Origin of the sequence: Bacillus sp. J14TS2 (assembly GCF_018333015.1) — a bacterium.
In the GTDB taxonomy this organism is placed as follows: Bacteria; Bacillota; Bacilli; order Bacillales; family Bacillaceae_C; genus Lederbergia.
In genome coordinates this window covers 276,155-297,847 of the sequence record NZ_BORE01000006.1, presented here as the reverse complement: position 1 = coordinate 297,847, position 21,693 = coordinate 276,155, and the positions used below count along the sequence as shown (strand labels likewise).

The following is a 21,693-nucleotide window of genomic DNA, read 5'->3' as shown; positions in this document are numbered from 1 at the left end:
AAAAAAAATAATCAGCCTCTATAATGAAAATGATTCTCATTCTCATTTAAAGACAAAAAGAAGGTGAACAATTGAATAACGCACAAAGTAGCAAAGTAGGGTTGAAGAATACGTATCATATCTTTGTTTTAATTTTCCTTATCTGTAGTATCGCGGTGACAGCAGTCTACTCTGTCTCCATTGGTCAAGTCCAAATTCCCTTCCAGCAATCCATGCAGATTGTATTACATACTATTACAAGCGGACATTTTGGCTCATTAGAACAAGTGGAGAGTGACTCATATACCAATATTATTATGCAGGTGCGTATGCCTCGCGTGATTTTCGCCTTACTAATCGGGATGGGGCTGTCCCTTTGTGGGGTGGTCATGCAAGCCATTGTCCAGAATCCATTGGCTGATCCATACATCCTAGGGATTTCCTCAGGTGCTTCATTAGGAGCAACATTTGCTATCCTTGTTGGCTTTGGTAGCGGAACGATCTTAGCACAATTCGGTGTTGCTTTTGGTGCATTTGTTGGGGCGATGGTTACTTCTGCTTTGGTCCTTATCTTGTCCAGCATTGGTGGTAAAGTAACCTCGATTAAATTAGTGTTATCAGGTGTGGTGATTGGTGCCTTGTGCGGCTCCTTATCTAGTTTAATTATTTTCTTTGCGAATGATGCAGAGGGAATCAAAAGTGTTACCTTTTGGACTATGGGCAGCTTAGCCTCCTCAAGCTGGGGAAAGGTACCGATCATGGCCATTATTGTATTAGCTGGCTGCTTCCTGTTCCTTTTCCAGCATCGTGTGCTAAATACCATGCTCTTAGGAGATGAATCAGCGATTACCTTAGGGATCAATTTAAGTCTGTTCCGTAAACTATACATGATTATTGCTGCGCTGATTACGGGAACGATGGTGGCTTATTCAGGAATGATTGGTTTTGTAGGGTTGATTATCCCGCATATATGCCGAGGGTTGTTTGGCTCGGATCATAAACGACTATTGCCAGGTGCCTTGTTATTAGGAGGGCTTTTTCTCATGTGGGCAGATGTGTTATCACGGATTCTCATTGAAAATGTGGAATTACCAATTGGTATTCTTACCTCTGTGATTGGATCACCATTATTTATCTATATGATCATAAAAAGAGGCTATAACTTTGGAGGGTAGCATATGCAATTAGTAGTGGAGCAGCTAGAGACAAAGATTGGAAAGAAGGACATCGTCAAAAATATTTCATTGTTAGTCAAGAATCAAAAGTTTGTAGGGTTAATCGGTCCCAATGGCTGTGGGAAATCAACATTACTAAAAAGTATTTACAAAAGTATTTTACCGCATAAAGGGTCGGTGCATCTAGACGATATGGACCTGCTGCATGCCCCGCAAAAAAAGATCTCTCAGCAACTAGGTGTAGTGGGACAATTCAATGAGATGAATTTTGATTTGACGGTTCATCAAATGGTGTTGCTTGGAAGAACCCCGCATAAAAAACTGCTGGAAGTAGACAATCAGGCAGATATGGACATTGTGGAAGAAGCCTTGAGACGAACCAATCTATTAGAGTATAAAGATCGCAGCTATTTATCATTATCTGGCGGAGAAAAGCAACGGACGATTCTGGCGCGGACAATTGCCCAACAGCCACAATTTATGATTTTAGATGAACCAACGAATCATTTGGATATTCGTTATCAGCTAGAGATTCTTCAATGTGTAAAAGAGCTAAATATCGGGGTGCTTGCAGCATTGCATGATTTGGAGATGGCTGCAGAATACTGTGATTATATCTATGCTATCCATGATGGAACGATATATGCAGAGGGTACGCCAGATGAAGTACTAACACCAGCTACCATTAGTAAGTTATACCAAATAAAATGTCGAACCTATACAAATCCAGTGACAAATCAACTTGGTTTTGTCTATCAAATATAATTGGAGGAACGAAAGTGAAAAAATATCTACTTTTACTAGCAGCGTTCACTTTTACTACTATGCTTATGGCTTGTGGTAATCAAGCGCAAGGAAACAATGCAACAGAAGAAAAGAAAGAAACAGCCGAAACATATCCAGTTACGATTGCTAACTATACAAAGGCAGAGGGCGGTTCCTCATGGAAAGAGAAAGACCAAGTGTTTGATCAAGCTCCAAAACGAGTATTGGCGAATACACGGCCCGCAGCTGAGCTGTTATTGCGTTTAGGTTTAAAGGATCATATTGCAGGTGTTGGTGCTAGCTTTGGAGCACCAGACCCAATAGTGGAAGAGGAATACAATGAACTAAATATTCTCAGTGACTCCTATATCGGTAAAGAAGTTGCCTTAGGAACTGATCCAGACTTGGTTTTTGGACGAGGTGGCTTGTTTGAGAATGAAGAGTGGGGAGTTGGCACAGTAGACTCTTTAAATGAAATGGATGTGAACACCTATATACTTGAATCCTCTATTGAAGGGGCAAGTTATGATTCCATCTATAAAGATATTGAAAATATAGGTGCTATCTTTAATGTGCAAGCAAAAGCTAAGGAATTTAGTGACCAATTAAAAGAACAAGAAGAAAGGATTATTGACAATCTGTCTAGTATTAAGGAAAACAAAACATTCGCCTACTTACACATGACAGATCCTGATGAAGTCTCTGTATTTGCCGCAGGTGGTGAGAGCTTTTTTAATGATGTATTCAGTAAGGTAAAACTGGATAATGCCTTTAAAGATGAAAGCGGAGAAGTGAGCATTGAAATGCTGATTGAAAAAGATCCAGACGTATTAATTATTCCAACATGGATAGACAGTGAACCAGAGAATGCAGAACGGGTAAAAGAAGGCATATATGATAATCCGAAACTATCTAGTATGAAGGCAATTCAGAATGAACAAATCTATATCGTTGACTATAACTATATGTTTGGCTATAGCTATAACGCCCTCGATGGTATGGAAATTCTAGCAAAGGAGATGTATCCAGATTTATTCGAATAACCACTGTGGGCAGCTAGCAGCAGAACATTAAAACGCTCGGAGGTCTATATGAAATACCTAAAACGTTTCTTTTCTTATTATAAACCTTATAAATTACTGTTTATTCTAGACTTTTGCTGTGCCATTTTCGTAGGAATATTAGAATTGGCTTTTCCACTTGCTGTGAACCAAGTGATCGACCATCTTTTACCACAAGGAAAATGGAATCTGATTATTTGGGCATGTATAGCCCTGTTGGTAATTTATGGGATGAATACCTTGCTTCAATACGTAGTGACCTATTGGGGGCATAGACTCGGCATTAATATAGAGACAAATATGCGCCAAAAGCTGTTTACCCATATGCAGAAATTATCCTTTGGTCATTATGATAATAATAAAACCGGCCATTCTATTTCAAGACTAACGAAAGACTTAGAAGAAATCGGAGAAATGGCACATCATGGCCCTGAAGATGCCTTTGTGGCCATCATGACACTAGTTGGTGCATTCTTTATTATGATTGGGATCAATTGGAAATTAGCGGTTATCTCCTTTATTGTCATTCCATTATTAATGATTCTTGCGATTCATTTTAATAAATTAATGACTCGAACCTTTCGTATTATGTTCAGTGATATTGCCGATATTAACTCTCGAGTGGAGGATAGTATTGGTGGAATTCGCGTAGTACAAGCGTTTGCGAACGAGAAGTATGAGCAAAAGAAATTTGCTGAGAATAATGAGAGATATCGCCAAACTAAGCTGGAATCTTACAAGATTATGGCGAAAAATGTGATGTCCAATTACTTTTTGATGCGCGTGGTTACTTTGTTTACCTTATTATTTGGTACCTGGTTTGTCATTAATGGTTCACTGACATACGGAGAATTTGTTGCTTTCCTATTATTGTCCAATATTTTATTAGGGCCAATCCAAAAAATCAATGCAATTATTGAAAGCTATCCAAAGGGGATTGCAGGGTTCAAACGCTATACAGAGGTATTGGATATGCATCCAGATATCGTGGATCGACCTAATGCAAAAGATATTACAGTTTATGGAAAGATCAAGTATGAAAATGTATCTTTTGGCTACAGTCCCACTGAGAATATTGTAAATAATCTCAGTTTGCAAATAGAACCAGGGGAGACTGTTGCTTTTGTCGGTCCTTCGGGGGCTGGGAAAACCACATTATGCAGTCTGCTGCCGCGTTTTTATGAGATAAAAGCAGGGGCGATCTCGATTGATGGCCATGATATTAAAGATTTCACCCTTCATTCATTACGCAATCAAATCGGAATTGTTCAGCAAGATGTTTTCTTGTTTTCAGGCACGATTCGAGAGAATATTGCTTATGGCAAGCTCAAAGCAACAGATGAAGAAATTATGGAAGCAGCTGAAAAAGCTCAATTGGCAACCTTTATTCATGAGCAACCAGATGGTTTAGAAACAGTGATTGGAGAACGAGGGGTTAAGCTATCGGGTGGCCAGAAGCAACGTTTATCCATTGCTCGCATGTTTTTAAAAAATCCGCCAATTTTAATTTTAGATGAAGCGACCTCTGCCCTCGATACGGAGACAGAGCTAGCGATTCAGCAGTCATTAGCTGAACTTTCAAAAGGACGGACAACCCTTGTAATAGCTCACCGATTAGCGACAATTAAAAATGCTGATCGTATTATTGTCCTAACAAAGGATGGAATTGCGGAGCAAGGAGAACATCGGGAATTAATTGAACAAGCAGGAACGTATAGCCGACTGCATCAAGCTCAATTTGGTTAAATAGAGTGAGACTGAATCTGATAAGTGAGTAGATCACTTTAACGGATTCGGTCTTTTTGTTTTATTTGGCGATAAAAAGGGAAACATAGCGACTACAAAGTTTTAGTTATCCCGCCTTAACGGGGAGTAATTCCTCTACCTGTAGGATTTAGAGAATAGATAGGGGATAAACTACTCGTAAAGGCCCGATTGCTTAACTATCAATTAGTGGCGGGCGATAAGGAAGTAGACTAAGTTCGCGACAACATCGCCACGTCTGCATTAGCACATCTTGTGCGTTGAAAAGTTCTCACTTTATTAAATCAATATCTAATGCCATCAGTGGGTTACGGAGGTTTGCACCGGACCAGGTTAAATGGCAGAGGTTTGTTTTGCAACTATTAATAAGCTCTAATTATCACGCTAGCAGCCTGTTAGGAGGTTAAAGCATGGAAGAAACAAATATGCCGCAGGATAAAGGATTGGACCATACGTTAAAACTATTACATGAAGGATACCTTTTCGTCATGAAACGTTCAGATAAGTTTCATTCTCGTATTTTTGCAACCCGCTTATTAGGGGAGAAGGCTATCTGTATGGTTGGGAAGGACGAAGCAGAACTTTTCTACGATAATGCGAAATTTTCTCGAGAGGATGCCTCGCCAGCTAGAATCCAAAAGACATTATTTGGAGAAGGCGGGGTACAAGGTTTGGATGGGGCAGCCCACCATCATCGAAAAGCACTATTTATGTCATTCATGACAAAACAGAGCTTGGAATGGATGAACTCATTGGTTCAAGATGAATGGAAACGAGAGATAGAGAGACAATCAAGAGAGGAGATAAATGTTTATCAGGCAGCTAAATATGTATTGACGAGAGCAGCTTTAAGATGGACAGGCGTTCCTTATCAGGATGATCAAATAGAAGAATGGACCGATCAATTAAGCGATATGTTTGAAGACGCTGGAGTGGTGGGATTGAGGCATTTCCAAGCTAGGAGATCAAGATCTAAAGCAGAGGATCGGATCGTGAAATTAGTAGAAGACGTGCGAAAAAAAGAAATAGATGTAGGGGAAGATAGTGCCGTTTATCATTTTGCATGGCACCGTGATTTAGATGACAATTTGCTTGACGCAAAAATTGTGGCGGTAGAGCTGTTAAATCTTTTACGTCCGATTGTGGCTATTTCAGTGTATATTGATTTTGTTTTACTAGCAATTCATGATTATCCAGAAGAAGCAAACAAATTGGAAACAGCAACAGATAGAGAACAATTCATTCAAGAAGTGAGAAGATTTTATCCTTTCTTCCCCGTTGCACTTGCTCGTGTAAAGACAGATTTTGAGTGGAAAGGTTATACCTTTAAAGAGGGGACATTAACCTTGCTAGATCTATATGGCACCAATCATGATCCTGCCACCTGGGACAACCCGAACACATTTCAACGAGAACGATTTAAAGAATGGAAGGGATCTCCGTTCGATTTTATTCCGCAAGGAGGTGGTGAATTTGATATCGGTCACCGCTGTGCGGGAGAATGGTTAACCATCGAGGTGTTAAAAGTGACATTAGATTTTTTCACGAACCATCTGACTTTTAAGTTCCCAGAACAAAATCTTGACTATGAAATGAACGATATTCCACCACTTCCAGAGAGTAAAGTAAGGATTACTAATGTCCAATTTAAGTAATTGAGCAAGGCTTATAGGGGGCCAACGTCTGTTGATCCCCAACCGACAATCCGCAGATATTTTTTGAAGAGTGAATATCAGATACCGAAATAATGGTTTCGATATCTGATATTCCCTAATGAAAGTCGATATGTTGATTTAATAACTCAACATGCTGTTGATCATGCTCTAATATACTTTGGACTAACTCTAAGCTTTCAGCATCCAAATCCCCATCAAGCAGTTCTTTTGATGTTTGAATACCTCTATTTTCACCGACAGATGCATCTCTCAAGATAGAGCTAGTATCTGCCGTCGTTCCTTTTACTTTAGACATGAATTCAATCATTTTACCTTTGGCTGTGACATCATGTGCAGGAATACCCCCAAGATCTTGAATCCTCTTCGCAATCATGGCTGCATGCTCTTTATGATTCTGTTGGATATCTTGTAAGACATTTTTTAGCTTCTGATCATCTATATGGTGAATGTATTGATCATATGTATGAATAGCCATGAAATTTCCTTCAAGAAACTGGTTTAGCTCTTTAACGACGTTTTCCATATGTGATTCTCCCTTTTCCTGTAGTTGCTTTTATTTTATACAACATACAATAAACTATCCGGCCTATGATCAAAACGATTGCTTGAATGTCAATGTTTTATCACTCAACGGAATCCGTGTTCTACTAACTTTCCACTGCAACCACCTTTCGTGTGCGGAAATTTAAATAACCGATAATCGTCAGGAAAATCATTCCGACTAGAAAAGCGATAAAGTAAGGAGAAACCATTTGGCGAATTATCGCTGTCATAAAAGAGCTGATAATCATGCCGAGAGAATATACCGCTGACATGACTCCAAAGGCTCGTCCATGCTCTTCTTTTGGGACTGCACCTGTAACAGCAGTTGCGGCCGCAGGCATTGTAAGACCAAAACAAATTCCCATGGAAAATAAAAATAACGACAAGTCAAGTAGACCAGTAAAAAATAGAGCCAAACTCATACACATTAGAAACAATCCAACCATCATTCGTTTGATTGGATCAAAACGATGAATAAAAAATAATGATAAGGATAAAAGTGTTCCAATTGCCATAAAACTGAATAATTGACCTGTATTCATCGTAGAAACGCCTTGTTCTACCGTTAAATAAGGAATTTCATAAATAATCACACCATGAATGTACATAACCGCAAATCCTGTTAAATAAACAAGCTGAAGTGCCGGATTGCTCAAAACATGAAGAAAACGGGAAGAGCTGGAGGATTTGCTTTTTACAACAAGCGTTTGTCGATCTTGTAAAAACAACATTGTATATACCGCAATTAAAAGTAATCCGACTCCGATGACGAAATAGGTATGGGCATAGCCAATCCATACCCCTAATTTTCCACCAATTAGGGGGGCGATAATATTGGCGATCATTCCAAGTATGCCGATAATCGCCATATTCTTTCCTTGTTGTCGGCTATTTGCTGCATATCCAGAAATAAACGTTAAAGCAGCAGGCATTAAGAAGGCTAGAGCAAAACTGTTTAAAGACCGTAAAATAAGCAAACTAGTAGCGTTTATAGTGAACCCATGGGCGATATATAAGAACCCTGAAATCAGTAAGGGTAGTGTAATAAATAATTTTTTTCCGTATCGATCCACTAAAGGACCAACCATTAAATTTCCTGTTAGGCTGGCTAATTGGGAGGTGCTTAACATAATGCCAATCATGATACTGGATGCTCCTAACATGGCTGCATATGGAGTGAAGATAGGTCCTTGTACGCTCATGATTAGGCTAATGATAAACATCGTCATAAAAATATGGAATTGATCGATTGTTGTCTTATGCATATATTTCACCTCGAATCCATTCTATGCTGGATCTGAGATAATAGACGAGCTTTTTTTAAAGAAAAAAAGAAGCTTACATCTTTGCTTCCCCTAGGCAATCGCCTTGCGCTTTTCGTTGTCCAGCTCCAGGCGGTAGGGGCTCGAAGTCAAATAACCCTGAACCGAAGAAGGAGAAAAACGTCCTTCTTTGGTCCAGGAACATTTGCTTGTCGCCCCTAGATAACCGCCTTACGCTTTTCGTTGTCCAGCTCCAGGCGGTAGGGGCTCGAGGTCAAATAACCCTGAACCGAAGAAGGAGAAAAACGTCCTTCTTTGGTCCAGGAACATTTGCTTGTCGCCCCTAGACAACCACCTTGCGCTTTTCGTGTTCAAACGTCTATTTGTTCTATGACAATCTCCTCCAAAGTTTTGATAAAATCAAATGAATCATTGTGCATTGGCGTTCTAAAAACTTCTATATCAAGTTCCCGACAAAGGTCCTGGACATTGTAGCCAATATCAAATAATGCTTCAATATTCTCCGTCACGGTTAGCAATTCACAGACAATGATGCCTTGGCAGCCTCTGTTTGCTTCTTCTTTTATCACCTCTTGAATATCAGGTTCAGACCACAATCCCTCGTGTGAGCCGGCACTACGATAAGCAATCCGCCATTTTGGTAATGATAATGGGTCCACAATGCTGTTGGCTAATTCCAGTAATTGCTTTTCAAAAGCTTGTCGTGTTTCGGCCTTCCCGGCTAAACTATGAGCGGTAAAGATCACAAGCGAATTGTTTTGAATTGAATGTGGCAGCCAATCCCAAGCAGTCTTCACACGGTCCCGGAATATTTTTATGAATGAAGGATGGTGATGCCACTGTTCAATATGGTTCACAGGTATATCGACTTTTAATTTGCGTAAAGCATTCCGTACCAGTGTCTGGTAATAGATATTTCCAGATTTCGTATGTACAGGTTTAAACGGAATGGTAATGATTTTTGTCACTCCATCAGCAATCATTTGCGTTACTGTCTCCTCCACAAAAGGAGAGGTATGTTTATAAGCGGTATATCCTTGCACAGGCTCCGAAAAATGAGGCTGTATTACAGAAGCCAAAGCCTTGATTTGCCTTTTTGTAATGCTCCCTAATGTATCAGCGACCCCCCAACGTCTAAACTGGTTCTTCATTTCTTCTAGCTTCTCTGCAGATAATGGCTTCCCGCCGTGAATATGAGCATAGTAGGAAGACAAATCATCCAAAGATGTAGGTGCTCCGTAAGCAAAAGTAATCAGGCCAATCACATGATCACTCCTTTCCAGTCTCATTTGGGTGGAGCCATTCTACTAACGGCACTAATTGATCGACAATATAGCGATTGGCTTGTGAAATATCCTTCGCTTTCATTCGTTTGATTTTGTCTTCTTGGACAGCTGTTAAGGTTTGAAATCCTTCTGAATCGACTAAATCTTGAAATTCATCACTGGTCGTGCCCCATTCAACAAGAATGATATAATCAGGATCCATATCAATTAAATGTTCAATCGAGGCAGGGGCCGATTTTTCCAAACCTAATACATCGGAACCAGGAGTACCTCCAGCTAATTGGATTAAATCGTAGGCAATGCTCGAGGGACCGAGTATATATGGTCCAGTGTTGGATCCTACTTGTGAAAGGATTAACACGGTTGGCTGTTGATCGCTAACTTTTACAAGCGATTGAGCTTGAGTAATTTTTTGTTCCAGCTGATCGACGATTTCTTCCGACTTTTCTTCTTCCCCTAATAATTGTCCAATAGCAAGATAATTCTCCATCACATCTTGGACGGTTGTCCAGCGGCTAAAAGAAGCTAAGGGGGTGCCTGATTGCTCTAATAATTTCTCTGCATCTTGCTCTGCACCATGTGTCAGGGTCAATAGCACTAAATCAGGATCATAAGAAAGGACGACTTCCGGATCAAGTGAGGTTGCACCTTTGACTTTATAAGGGATCTTTTCTATTTCTTGACTATAATGAGACAGGCTTGCATTTTCGGCGCTTTCAGTGATTGCTACAAGCGAATCTGTTCCTACTAAATCTATGACGATTTCCGCAACATTTAAAGATAACGCGGCAATTTGTTGTGGCTGTGCTTGAACAGTCACCTCTTTCCCCTCAATAGACAGCGTTCGTGGAAATGCAGAATTGCTTTTTTCATTGGATTCCGCTGCCTTATTTGACTCAGATTGTACAACCTTTTCCCCACTAGCACACCCTGTAATACATAAGAGGGTTATAATAAGAAATAAACCAAGGAATAATCCATTTTTCCTTCCATCTTGATAGCATTTCATATTCTTCATCCTTTACTAAAAGATTCTTAAATCCTAACGGTTTGTTCAATTTGTGACAAGGCCGTAATATAATAGGCTTCTATAAGGTCGTCGTACCGCACGGCGGTATGTATTTGGTAGCTTTCTCTCAATGTTCCAGGCGAGAAGACATCTTTTGGCTCTCCGGAGGCAAGTACACGTCCATTCGCTAGTAACACCAATTTATCGCAAAATCGTGCGGCTAAATTAAGATCATGTAAAGCCATAATGACCGTGACTCCTTCCTTGGTCAATTGCTTGATCAGCTCTAAAACTTGGAGCTGTCGATTGATATCTAGGGCAGAAGTCGGTTCATCCAATAATAAAATGTCCGCTTGTTGTGTTAATGCTTTCGCGATAAAAACCAATTGGCGTTGACCACCTGATAATTTATTCACCGAGTGGCTCGATAAATGAGAAATATTTGTTTTTTCCATAGCATTTTGCACAATGTCATAATCCTCTTGACTTTCCAATCCAAAGCGAGGAATATGAGCATGTCTTCCCATTAAGACAATTTCATGTACAGAAAAGTCAAAATGAAAGCTTGTGTCTTGAGGGACATAGCCGATCATAAGGGCTATTTCCTTTGGAGAACAATGCTTGATTTCTTTTCCATTCAAATAGATATTCCCCTGTTGAAACGGTAAAAGTCCTGCTAATGCGCGTATCCAAGTGGACTTTCCGGATCCGTTTGGTCCGATTAAACCAATAAAGTTTCCTTTTGGTGCTGTTAACGAAACGTCTTTTAAAATGGTGTTTCCATCTAGAGTCAGTGTGATGCGATCTGAAATAAGTGTTGTCATTATAAGCTCCCCCTCCTTGATTTAAGTACTAGGAATAAAAAGACTGGGGCTCCAATGAGGGAGCAAACGACTCCCACTTGAACACTGACAGGCTGAATCATTGTACGTGACACAATATCAGCAAGAACTAAAAATGAAGCTCCCCCTAAAGCACTCGCTGGCAAGAGAAAGCGATGATCTGGTCCGAAAATTAGCCGAATCGCATGAGGGACTACAAGTCCAACAAAACCAATTGTCCCACTTACTGATACTCCAGCCCCAACCATTAGCGCCGCTAAACCAAGTAAAATATATCGCGTTCGTTTTACATTCACCCCTGAACTTTTTGCTTGTTCATCGCCTAATAGCATGACATTAAGTTCCCTGGAAAAAATAGAGACAAGTAAAATTGCTCCGATGATAATGGGACTAATCAGCTGGACATGCTCCCAAGTCCTTGCTTCTAATCCACCTTGAAGCCAAAAAACTATTCCTCGAAGTTCTTGCTCACTTGGAGCACTCGCAATAAATACACTCATAACAGCTGAAAGAAAAAGATTCATCCCCAATCCAACAAGTAGAAGTGTTGAGATAGATGCCTTTTTGCTCACTTGCCAAATAATTAACACGAAAAACAGGGAAAGAGCTGCCCCTACAAAGGCCGCCAAAGGCAGAACCCACATGCTGAATCGTGTGAGTCCAAAATAAAGCACGATCACAGCCGCGACAGCCGCTCCGCTCGAAACCCCAATATAGCCTGGTTCCACAAGTGGGTTGCGGAATAGACCTTGCATAATCGCCCCCGATATCCCAAGCCCAGCTCCCACGAGACCACCGACTAGGACTCTTGGCAAACGAATACTTGTAATGACGGTCATTTCTTTTTCCGTAAAAGCTGATCCTGATGTGATATGTAAATGGTCGAGTATAATTGCGAATGAATGCTGGAATGGAATATGGAACGGTCCGATTGAAGTGGACACAATAATTAAACAAAACAAGATGATAAAAAAGATAGATAAGCGAATGACGTTCTTCTTTTGTCCACCTATATAAACTTTGTTTCCTTTGTTTACCGAATTTGTTGTTGTAATCAATTCTTACCTCCTTAATTTTAACTTCGGTTAAATTTGTTTCATTTGTACTAAATAGTTTACCTATGGAAACTTTAAAGATTATCTTAGCTGACCAAAGATTATTTTGTCAATAGGGATTTTGGAGGAGGAAATAGACATTATTCCGAGAATACTTTAGGCTTTTTTCCATAAGTATCCTAGAGAAATAACCAAATGAGTATGAGTAAAACTTCTTCTCCTTTTCATGATTTTATCCCGCATTAACGGGCAGTAATCCCCCCACCTCAAGGCTTTAGAGAATATGGAGAAGCATAGGTGGGGGGATACACTGCCCGTAAAAGCCCGATTGGTTCAGGCCAACAGGAAGTTGGTCACAAAGGCGTTGCAACAGGATGTTGCGATTTTAGCCTTTGATCCTCTGAAATCAGTGGGGGATGAAAGAAAACCCCCACTGATTGAAGGTTCACTTTATTTTTGGGGGTATTTAGATGAGTGCACACATTAAAGGGGAAAAATTGAAAATAGAGGGTGGAAATAGATTAGTTGGAGAGACGAAGGTAGAGGGAGCGAAGAATGCTGCTTTAATTTTGGTGCCTGCTGCCTGTCTTGCGACTGATGGCGTTTCTTATTTGGAAAATATCCCTTCTATTTCTGACATGGATGTATTAATTGAAATTATGCGCGAAATTGGGGTTACAAGCTATAGAGAGGGTGCTTCTCTTTCTATCGAAAGTAATGGACTGAAAAATGGACATATAAGCGAAGCATTAATGTCAAAAATGCGCCAATCGATCTTATTCCTTGGCCCTCTTGTGTCAACAATAGGAGAAGCAACTGTTTCCTTGCCAGGAGGAGATCATTTTGGTGTTCGTCCGATAGATATCCACCTAAGTGCTTTAGAATCATTTGGCGTTGATGTGAATGTAGAGGATGGGATTGTCTATGCAAAGGCAAAAGAACTTCCTCTAAAAGGAACAAAATTTAAACTAAGACTTCCTAGTTTTGGTGCAACTGTCCAGGCTCTACTTACAGCTTGCCGGGCGACTGGAGAGACCATGATAGAAAATGTTGCGATTGATCCTGAAATAATGGATTTAGTCCAATTTTTAAAAAGTATGGGGGCCAATATCACATTAACAGATAATAGGAAATTAATCATACAGGGGAGCGAGCGTTTACAAGGTATTAAACATCAAATAATCCCTGACCGTTTGGAAGCCGTTGCGTTACTTACCGCTTTTGCTATGACAAAAGGAAGTGGGACTATACATGGGGTTATACCAGGACACAATCAGGCAGTTATTTCTTTGTTAAGAGATGTTGGTTTAGAGATATCGTTTATCAGAGACAACTCTATACTTGTTGTAACACCGAAAAAATTATCATCATTTCGGGCGATGACAGGCCCTTATCCAGGATTATCTACTGATTTACAATCTCTAATAGTTAGTTTAGCAACCATATGTAATGGAAAATCAATTATTATAGATCCTGTATTTCATGGTAGATTTTCAATATGCTCTGAATTAATAAAGATGGGAGCACAAATAGATATAGATAGTTCAGAAAATTTAGTGAGAATTAACGGAGTAAATAGCCTAAATGGAGCTTTTGTTGAGGGGAAAGACATACGTGCTGCAGTTGGTCTTGTCTGTGCAGGCTTGTCATCATCAGGAACTACATATGTAAGCGGATTAGAGCATTTGAATCGCGGGCATGGAAATTTAGTTAATAAGTTATGTGAGTTAGGAGCAAAAGTTAAATATGTTTCATCAGAATAAGTAAAATTGAAAATTTTAAAAAAAGGCTCCATTGCCGCGGCCTCCGGGGTCGATGATATTCCAGCAGCGTATCGGGCTTCTCCCTTTTTATTGTTGGAGCGTCCCATTCCAATTAGCTAGGGGTTTTACAATTGCGGATTATCTGTTATAATATATTCTCAAACATTTTAGTTCGATTAAGGAGGGAGCTTTATCAATGAATATTTCTACTGTGCTTCAACTCGTCTTGGCTTGATAACGGGATACGTATGCCCATTTTTAACAAAGCCTAAACACGAGTTCTACAGTAGATCTTCACTGATTAGCTCTTTAACTAGATAAAACAATCACTTTTTTATAGTTGCGTTGATAAGGTTTGGTATCTTTTTTTTCCTCCTTTCACTTTCTTAATTAGTGATCGTTTTTATTAAAGGCTACTAGCAGGGCGAGATCTCGCCCTGCTTTTTATATTTGTTCTCGTGTTTTGGTATATTTTTACACTAAAGGAGAGCAAATAATGAGTATTTTAGATGTTGAACAATTATCACATAGTTATGGAGACAAGATTGTTTTACAAAACATATCTTTTCGAATATTAAAAGGAGAGCATATTGGTTTAGTTGGCGCGAATGGCGCTGGGAAATCAACGTTATTTAACTTGTTAACAGGAAAGCTTCTTCCAGATTCAGGTCATATCCATTGGAATCCAACCGCTAAGATTGGGAATTTAGAACAGCATATTCAATTAGAATCAGGTGTCACGATGATGGCTTTTTTACAAGGTGCTTTTCAGGAATTGTTGGATGCAGAACAGGAGATGCTTGCCCTTTCTATGGAAATGGGGGATGTGTCGGGGGAGCAGCTTGATAAATTATTGCAACGGTATAGCCATTTACAGATGGTATTGGATCAAAATGATTTTTATCAAATGGATGCGAAGATTGAAGAGGTGGCTGCTGGATTAGGGCTCACTTCACTTGGATTACAGACGGATGTAAGCAAGCTAAGTGGAGGGCAACGGACAAAGCTTCTACTAGCCAAGTTATTATTAACACAACCAGAGGTGTTATTACTAGATGAACCGACCAATTATCTAGATCTAGCCCATATCGAGTGGTTGAAAAATTACCTAAGCTCCTATCCGTATGCCTTTGTATTGATAAGTCATGATACAGGCTTTATGAATGAGGTCGTAAATATTATTTATCATCTTGAACACAAACAATTATTTCGCTATACAGGAAATTATCAGCAATTCCTAACAGCTTATGAGCTGCGGAAGGAACAAATTCACCAGCAATATCAAAAACAACAAGAGGAAATCCAAAAGCTAGAGACCTATATTCAAAAAAATAAAGCGAGAGCTTCCACGGCTAAGCAGGCGAAAAGCCGGGAGAAGAAACTGGATAAAATAGTACGAATTGATAAACCAACAGATCAGCCGAAATCAACTTTTTCTTTTCAGGTTCATCACCAGCCAGTTAGGCTGATTCTTGAAACAAAAGATCTGAAAATCGGTTACCAAGAAGCCTTATTCTCAGCGATGAATATCAAACTTGAGCGTGGTGAAAAGGTTGCGATTGTAGGTCATAACGGAATTGGAAAAACAACGACCTTGAAAACCTTACTTGGACAAATCAAGCCTATAGATGGCACAGTCATTTTGGGAGATCGCGTCCAGCCTGTTTATTTTTCTCAAGAAGCTCTCATTAAAGGAAACCAAACAGCTTTGGAAGAGATCTGTTCGTTATTTCCACATTTGACAGCAAAAGAAGCGAGAACCATGCTGGCTAGATGTGGATTACGGAGTGAACATATCTTTCAACCCCTCCGTACCTTAAGCGGTGGTGAACAGACAAAAGTCCGTCTATGTCAATTGCAATTAACACCAGGCAATGTACTGGTATTAGATGAACCAACCAACCATTTAGATTCATTGACCAAAGCGTCTTTACAGCAAGCCCTACAGGCATACGAAGGGACCATCCTCCTGGTTTCACATGAACCAGAATTTTATCAATCATGGGTGACCCAAGTATGGGATATGGAAGAATGGGTCTAACGAATCAGGGGACTGTCCCACGACGGAGGTAATAATATGTTTGATCCAACTGTCTTTGAAAATTTAAAAGTGAGTTTTGAAAACCATCTTTATGATTTGGACAATATCGATCAGAAGATCCTGATACAAAATAGAAAAGACCAAATGGATTTTGCAACTTTGTCTAGATGTTTATCCCTTGAATTCATATTGGCTGACCAGCCCGAAGTGATAGCGGAATTACGATTGGAGAGTTTGCTTGAAGATTTAGCTGGTGAAATATTAGAAATGCCTGAAGCCCAACCTGGGTGCACTTTGCTTTTACGATTTACAAAACCAGTAAGCGAACCACGAGAGCAATGCCGACAAATAGAAGAAGCACTGTACTCTATTTGGGAGGATGAAATCGAGTTAACTCAAACCATAAGTTTCGTATATGGCCAGGATTCCCAGTTTTTTACTAACAGGATTGCAGTCCGATTCAAACCAAAGTTAACGGAAGAGCATATGGGAGATATTAAGAACTTTTTGACATACGTTTTAGAATCATTGGAACAGTTGCAGCGTATTGAATGATAGAATGTCGGCTAACTACTATAATGAAAAAGAGGTGATTATATGGCAGAACACCATTTTCATTTGCAGGCGCAGTGGCCAGGTGGAAGAAATAGTGCAGGGTATATCGATGCGGGGAATTTACAGACGAAAATATCCATTCCAGCTGAAATGGGTGGACCTGGGATTGGAACAAACCCAGATGAAATGCTATTAGGAGCAGCTGCTACCTGTTACTTCATTACATTAGCTGCGATGATCGAACGAGCAGATTTACCATTAAAAGAAATGGCCTTAGAATCAGAAGGAATTGTTGATGTAACAAATGGGGTATTTACCTATAAAAGAATTATCCATCGTCCAACTGTTTCCCTAACTGAAAATGCAGAAGAGAAAGCATACATGCTGCTTGAAAGGCTCATCTATAAAGCAGAACAAACTTGTATGATTTCTAAAGCGATTAAAGGGAATGTAGAAATAGAACTGGAAGCAACGATTCGTTAAATAGAGGCTGATTTCGGAGTATGATTCTACAAGAAATCACAAAGAGCATTTTCCTCGAATTTTTTTCTAATGTAACAAACTATATAAATCTGCTTGATAATGTATTACACTTAATAAAAATAACACTAAATGAGGTGAATTCTTTGTGGTGGATTGTAGGGGTCATGATATTTTCCGTACCAATTATAGCCATTATTACGAATCACATGCAGGAACGCACAAAAATCAAAGGGAAATTTATTCAAGATCAGTTGGAGTTAGAAAAGCTGAAGCATGAAAATTACTTATTGGAAACAGAAAAATTAAAACTTGAGCTAGAACAGATGCAGCTAGAGCACCCTAAAGAGGATGATTATAAATTAAAGTAAGCAGGAGAGAAACTCCTATTGTAGAAAAGTTGTTCTGTTTTCTTAACAGATTTTCTGCAATAGGAGTTTTGTTTTTTTTTTATAAAACTGCAATGACCGATACATTTTATTTTTAACACTTATATTTTAGGGAAAACTCTAAGTGAAAAATACTAAAAGATTGTTCATAAGAAGGGCTGTTTAAGGGAACATCTAAGAAAAGGAGTATCAAGGAGGAGCTATTTATGAAGAAGGAAAAAGGTAAGCGAAAAAAATATAAAGTACATAAAGATGATATTACGGTCATTGATTCGGATATTGCAAAAAAGGCCGTAGTTGCAACGGCATTAGGAAATGCCATGGAGTGGTTTGACTTTGGGATTTATTCATATTTAGTTGTGATCATCGGGCATGTATTTTACTCAGGTGTAAGTGACTCTGCTCAGCTTGTTTTTAGTTTTGGAACATTTGCCGTTGCCTTTCTCGTCCGGCCTATTGGTGGAATGTTCTTTGGTATGCTAGGTGATCGATTAGGGCGAAAAAGGATTTTAGCGGTAACATTGATTATTATGTCTATTTCGACATTAACCATCGGACTGATTCCCGTATATGCGACGATTGGAATTGCCGCACCAATTCTGCTGTTATGTGCTAGATTAGTACAAGGGTTTTCGGCGGGTGGTGAATATGCTGGTGCGATGACATTTATCGCTGAATCGACTCCAGATAATCGCCGTGGTTTTATGGCAAGCGGTTTGGAAGTGGGAACCTTAGTCGGTTATATTGCTGGTGCCGGATTGGTAACGTTGCTTACTTTTATTCTTGGCTCAGATAAGATGCTCGATTGGGGCTGGAGGGTGCCGTTTTTAATTGCCGCTCCCATTGGAATCATCGGCTTGTACCTCCGGACCCATCTTGAAGAATCACCTGCCTTTGCAGCCATGGAGGAGAAGAAACAAGGGGGAGCCGAGGAGAGAGAACATGTTTCAATAAAAGAGCTGTTCTTATACCATCGTCGTTCTGTTTTAATGTGTTTGGTCTTAGTTTTCTTCTATAATGTCATTGATTATACAGTGTTAACCTATATGCCCTCTCACTTAACGGCTGTTTTAGGGTATGGAGAGACAAAAGGACTTTTGCTCATTGTTATTGTTATGTTTATTATGATTCCACTTGTATTGACAATAGGATATTTTGGGGATCGATTCGGCAATAAACGAATTATGCAAGTGAGCTTGATTGGGATTATTTTATTAGCGGTTCCATCATTTTTACTAATTGGCAGTGGAAATAACTGGTTGGTCTTTTTAGGATTACTCATACTGGGGTCTTTCTTAGCAGCCATAAAAGCAACGATGAGCTCGCAATTACCATCCCTATTCTTCACCGAAGTAAGATACGGAGGGCTGGCTTTTACTTATAATATTTCTGCATCGCTATTTGGAGGTACGGCTCCTTTACTAATTGCCTGGGTGATTAATCTTACAGCTAACCAACTCATTCCTGCCTTCTATTTAATATTCGCTTCATTGATTGGCATTGTGGTTGTCACTTTATTTCTTAAAAATACATCTGGAAAACCGCTCCGTGGTTCTCCACCTGCAGTTGCAGAAAAACATGAAATCAAGCAGGTAATAGAAGATCTGGAGGATGAACTTTGGTGGGGAGAAGAAAAGCATAGGATCGATAAGAGAATAGAGGAAACGGATGAGGAAAGATGAGGAGGAGCTTTATACATTTCACCGAATAAGGAGAGATATAGAAGTAAAAAGAAAGTGAACATAGTGACGACCAAAAGTTACGTAAACTTATGGAAAGATTCTATATCCTTTTCCGTCGTTACGAGGAGAATTGACGGAACAAAAGCGGGTCCGAGCGGAAATCGAGGGAATTTCGAAAAGACGCAAATGGACGGTTTGAAAGGTTAGTCGTGCAAAACGGTGGAAATTTTATAATAATCGTGAGCAGGTAAGCAGGAAAATACATTTTAGTGAGCATAAAAACATAGAACTAGAACAACGAAGGCCGTTTTGGCCGGCAATAATTATATTTGAACTCTCAATGAAAGAAGATATGCTAATAATAGGACGGATATCTATGATTCGGTTAGTATCGAACGCAAGATAGGGAACTGGAGTAATGAAGATCAGTTCCCTTATATCTTAGTTAAACCAGCAATAATTAGCTAAAGGAGTTCGATTACAATTGTATCTTTTAAATCTACAACTACCTTATCTCCCTATATTCAAACCAATCAAAATCAGCATGCTGATCACTTTCCGTCCCATTAGAGCTTGCATACATTCCTATGTAAGCGCCAACGAATCCCCCCGCTACGTCCGTACTTAAGATAGTACCATTCACCTTTTCCTTTAGAACATTCATTTGCTCAGGAGATGTCCCATAATAAAAATGATAATCTTGTCCTTGCGCTTCCACTTGTAGAAAAAGTTTACTGGCATTAAGAGCGTTTTTTGCTAGCATCTCTTCTATCCCATCTTCCCTTTTGATTAAGTGAATCACCTTTTTCCCATTCTCCAGTGCATATTCCATCCTAAATTGATATTGATGATTCTGTAAAAGTACGAGTCCAGCAACTTCTTCTTCTTTCTTAGGGGAGAAGTCCATGACAGTCTCTGCAAAAAAATTCATATGCTGCTGCCTTCTCCCAACAAATGCAGAATTTTTCTCTTCCATAATCGTTTCTCTCTTTAATTTCAAGCGCAGGTGACCAGTTCTTTCTTGTAAAGACCAAAAATCTTCACGAGGGGTACGAATAAAATTCCATTCCATTCCTAAATGAGGAGCATCAAAAGAATCGCAAGCTTGTTTAGCAGGCCATTTTTTCTCAGGTAGGTTTGGAAATAACATTTCCATTTCGACGATTCCCTTACCGGGGTTGATCACTGGCCAGTCATTTTCCCATATAAAAGGGACAAGGAAAGATTCTCTACCAAGATTCCGATAGGGTCCCCCATAAGGGCGGGATCCAAGACAGACCATCCACCAATCACCGTCTTGTGTCTGAACGATATCAGCATGACCAATATTCGTGATTGGGTAATGTCTGCCCAAATGCCGATGAGTTAAAATAGGATTGGTCTTGGCGCTTTCATAAGGACCCGTAATTGATTTACTTCTAGCAACTGTGACGGCATGAGTAAAACCAGTTCCACCCTCTGCAATAAGTAAATAATACCACCCATTGATTTTATAAAGATGAGATGCTTCTTGAGCGTGAGCATTTTTTAAAGCACCATCCCACAAACTATTGGTTGGTCCAACTAATACACCTTTCTCTAAATCTACTTCCTGCAACCAGATTTCATTATGTTTTAAGTGTGTCTGACCAGAAGGCGGTTTACGATTTCCTGTATAATAGACTTTCCCATCATCGTCAAAGAATAAGGAAGGATCAATTCCAATAGCTGTTTCTAACCAAACTGGATCAGACCAAGGACCATTGGGATCAGATGCCGTTACATAAAAGTTTCGTCTTGCCCCTGTTTTGCTTTCTACGAAAGTCGAGATCATATAAAAGAGCCCATCATGATAACGAATGGTTGGAGCATAAATGCCTCTAGAACATGGGGTTCCATCTAAATTCAATTGAGAAGGGCGATCAAGTATATGACCTATTTGCCGCCAATGGACAAGATCTTTACTATGGTAAATGGGTACTCCTGGAAAATATTCAAATGTTGATGTCACTAAATAATAATCTTCACCAACCCTACAAATCGATGGATCTGGGTGAAATCCAGGTAGAATTGGATTTTGAAAGGTTTTCAAAAGTAGACACATCCTTTAGGTGTTTTATTTATAACTTATAGAGGTTGTTCAAAAAGTCCGGTAAAAATGACACATCGAGCTAAAGGATTTTCGACTAAGTACCGGCACGTCCTGTATCGAACGTCGAAGTCACATGCTGAGGAAGTTCGTTGGCTTGCTTTTCTGCTGCTCAAAGCTAGACGCCTCAAACTTTCGCCAACTCCTTTATCCGACTTGATCCGTTTTATTCTCCTTTTTGAACGTGCTCCTATAACAAATGGTATGATAAGGGATG

The 21,693-nt window shown here is 39.6% G+C and carries 18 protein-coding genes; 11 read left to right on the top strand and 7 right to left on the bottom strand.

From position 1 onward, the window contains the following. The first annotated feature begins 101 nt into the window (after positions 1-101). The 5 genes from KI375_RS11525 (at position 102) to cypC (ending at position 6,399) form a co-directional block, all read left to right on the top strand. Positions 102-1,154 carry a FecCD family ABC transporter permease gene (locus KI375_RS11525; protein ID WP_374706840.1) on the top strand — a complete coding sequence of 351 codons (1,053 nt, stop codon included), beginning with the start codon at positions 102-104 and terminating at the stop codon, positions 1,152-1,154. A gap of 3 nt (positions 1,155-1,157) precedes the next feature. Beyond that, positions 1,158-1,919, top strand: coding sequence for an ABC transporter ATP-binding protein (locus tag KI375_RS11520; RefSeq protein WP_212973632.1), 762 nt, complete (start codon positions 1,158-1,160; stop codon positions 1,917-1,919). 14 nt (positions 1,920-1,933) lie between these two features. Then, on the top strand, positions 1,934-2,962 hold the full coding sequence (locus KI375_RS11515; protein WP_374706838.1) for an ABC transporter substrate-binding protein: 1,029 nt from the start codon (positions 1,934-1,936) through the stop codon (positions 2,960-2,962). A gap of 48 nt (positions 2,963-3,010) precedes the next feature. Further along, complete coding sequence (locus KI375_RS11510; RefSeq protein ID WP_212973631.1) at positions 3,011-4,726, top strand: ABC transporter ATP-binding protein; 1,716 nt, start codon at positions 3,011-3,013, stop codon at positions 4,724-4,726. A gap of 428 nt (positions 4,727-5,154) precedes the next feature. Then, on the top strand, positions 5,155-6,399 hold the full coding sequence (gene cypC / locus KI375_RS11505; RefSeq protein WP_212973630.1) for a CYP152 family fatty-acid peroxygenase CypC: 1,245 nt from the start codon (positions 5,155-5,157) through the stop codon (positions 6,397-6,399). Positions 6,400-6,514: 115 nt separating this feature from the next. On the opposite strand, the gene KI375_RS11500 is transcribed toward cypC, so the two are convergent. From KI375_RS11500 to KI375_RS11475, 6 genes are all read right to left on the bottom strand, one after another. Further along, positions 6,515-6,943 (bottom strand): DUF2383 domain-containing protein, encoded by a 429-nt coding sequence (locus tag KI375_RS11500; RefSeq protein ID WP_212973629.1) that lies wholly within the window; start codon positions 6,941-6,943, stop codon positions 6,515-6,517. Positions 6,944-7,067: 124 nt separating this feature from the next. Then, positions 7,068-8,228, bottom strand: a complete 1,161-nt coding sequence (locus KI375_RS11495; RefSeq protein ID WP_212973628.1) for an MFS transporter — start codon at positions 8,226-8,228, stop codon at positions 7,068-7,070. Positions 8,229-8,596: 368 nt separating this feature from the next. Next, positions 8,597-9,511 carry a ferrochelatase gene (locus tag KI375_RS11490; protein ID WP_212973627.1) on the bottom strand — a complete coding sequence of 305 codons (915 nt, stop codon included), beginning with the start codon at positions 9,509-9,511 and terminating at the stop codon, positions 8,597-8,599. Positions 9,512-9,515: 4 nt separating this feature from the next. Next, positions 9,516-10,541 (bottom strand): ABC transporter substrate-binding protein, encoded by a 1,026-nt coding sequence (locus KI375_RS11485; RefSeq protein WP_212973626.1) that lies wholly within the window; start codon positions 10,539-10,541, stop codon positions 9,516-9,518. A 26-nt stretch (positions 10,542-10,567) separates the two neighbouring features. After that, positions 10,568-11,365, bottom strand: coding sequence for an ABC transporter ATP-binding protein (locus KI375_RS11480; RefSeq protein ID WP_212973625.1), 798 nt, complete (start codon positions 11,363-11,365; stop codon positions 10,568-10,570). Continuing rightward, on the bottom strand, positions 11,365-12,441 hold the full coding sequence (locus tag KI375_RS11475) for a FecCD family ABC transporter permease (RefSeq protein ID WP_212973624.1): 1,077 nt from the start codon (positions 12,439-12,441) through the stop codon (positions 11,365-11,367). The genes KI375_RS11480 and KI375_RS11475 overlap by 1 nt, the downstream gene beginning before the upstream one ends. Before the next feature lie 467 nt (positions 12,442-12,908). On the opposite strand from KI375_RS11475, the gene murA reads away from it, so the two are divergent. The 6 genes from murA (at position 12,909) to KI375_RS11445 (ending at position 19,348) form a co-directional block, all read left to right on the top strand. Then, positions 12,909-14,201: a UDP-N-acetylglucosamine 1-carboxyvinyltransferase gene (gene murA / locus KI375_RS11470; protein WP_212973623.1), complete on the top strand. Its 1,293-nt coding sequence runs from the start codon at positions 12,909-12,911 to the stop codon at positions 14,199-14,201. A 496-nt stretch (positions 14,202-14,697) separates the two neighbouring features. Next, entirely contained in the window at positions 14,698-16,242 is a 1,545-nt protein-coding gene (locus KI375_RS11465) for an ABC-F family ATP-binding cassette domain-containing protein (protein ID WP_212973622.1), read from the top strand. Positions 16,243-16,278: 36 nt separating this feature from the next. After that, positions 16,279-16,797 carry a hypothetical protein gene (locus tag KI375_RS11460; protein WP_212973621.1) on the top strand — a complete coding sequence of 173 codons (519 nt, stop codon included), beginning with the start codon at positions 16,279-16,281 and terminating at the stop codon, positions 16,795-16,797. Positions 16,798-16,839: 42 nt separating this feature from the next. Then, a complete protein-coding gene (locus tag KI375_RS11455; RefSeq protein WP_212973620.1) occupies positions 16,840-17,280 on the top strand; it encodes an OsmC family protein in 441 nt (146 codons plus the stop codon). Positions 17,281-17,444: 164 nt separating this feature from the next. Beyond that, entirely contained in the window at positions 17,445-17,648 is a 204-nt protein-coding gene (locus KI375_RS11450) for a hypothetical protein (protein WP_212973686.1), read from the top strand. 224 nt (positions 17,649-17,872) lie between these two features. Continuing rightward, complete coding sequence (locus KI375_RS11445) at positions 17,873-19,348, top strand: MFS transporter (RefSeq protein WP_212973619.1); 1,476 nt, start codon at positions 17,873-17,875, stop codon at positions 19,346-19,348. Positions 19,349-19,853: 505 nt separating this feature from the next. Here KI375_RS11445 and KI375_RS11440 read toward each other — a convergent pair. Next, complete coding sequence (locus KI375_RS11440) at positions 19,854-21,419, bottom strand: glycoside hydrolase family 43 protein (protein ID WP_212973618.1); 1,566 nt, start codon at positions 21,417-21,419, stop codon at positions 19,854-19,856. Between the last annotated feature and the right edge of the window lie 274 nt (positions 21,420-21,693).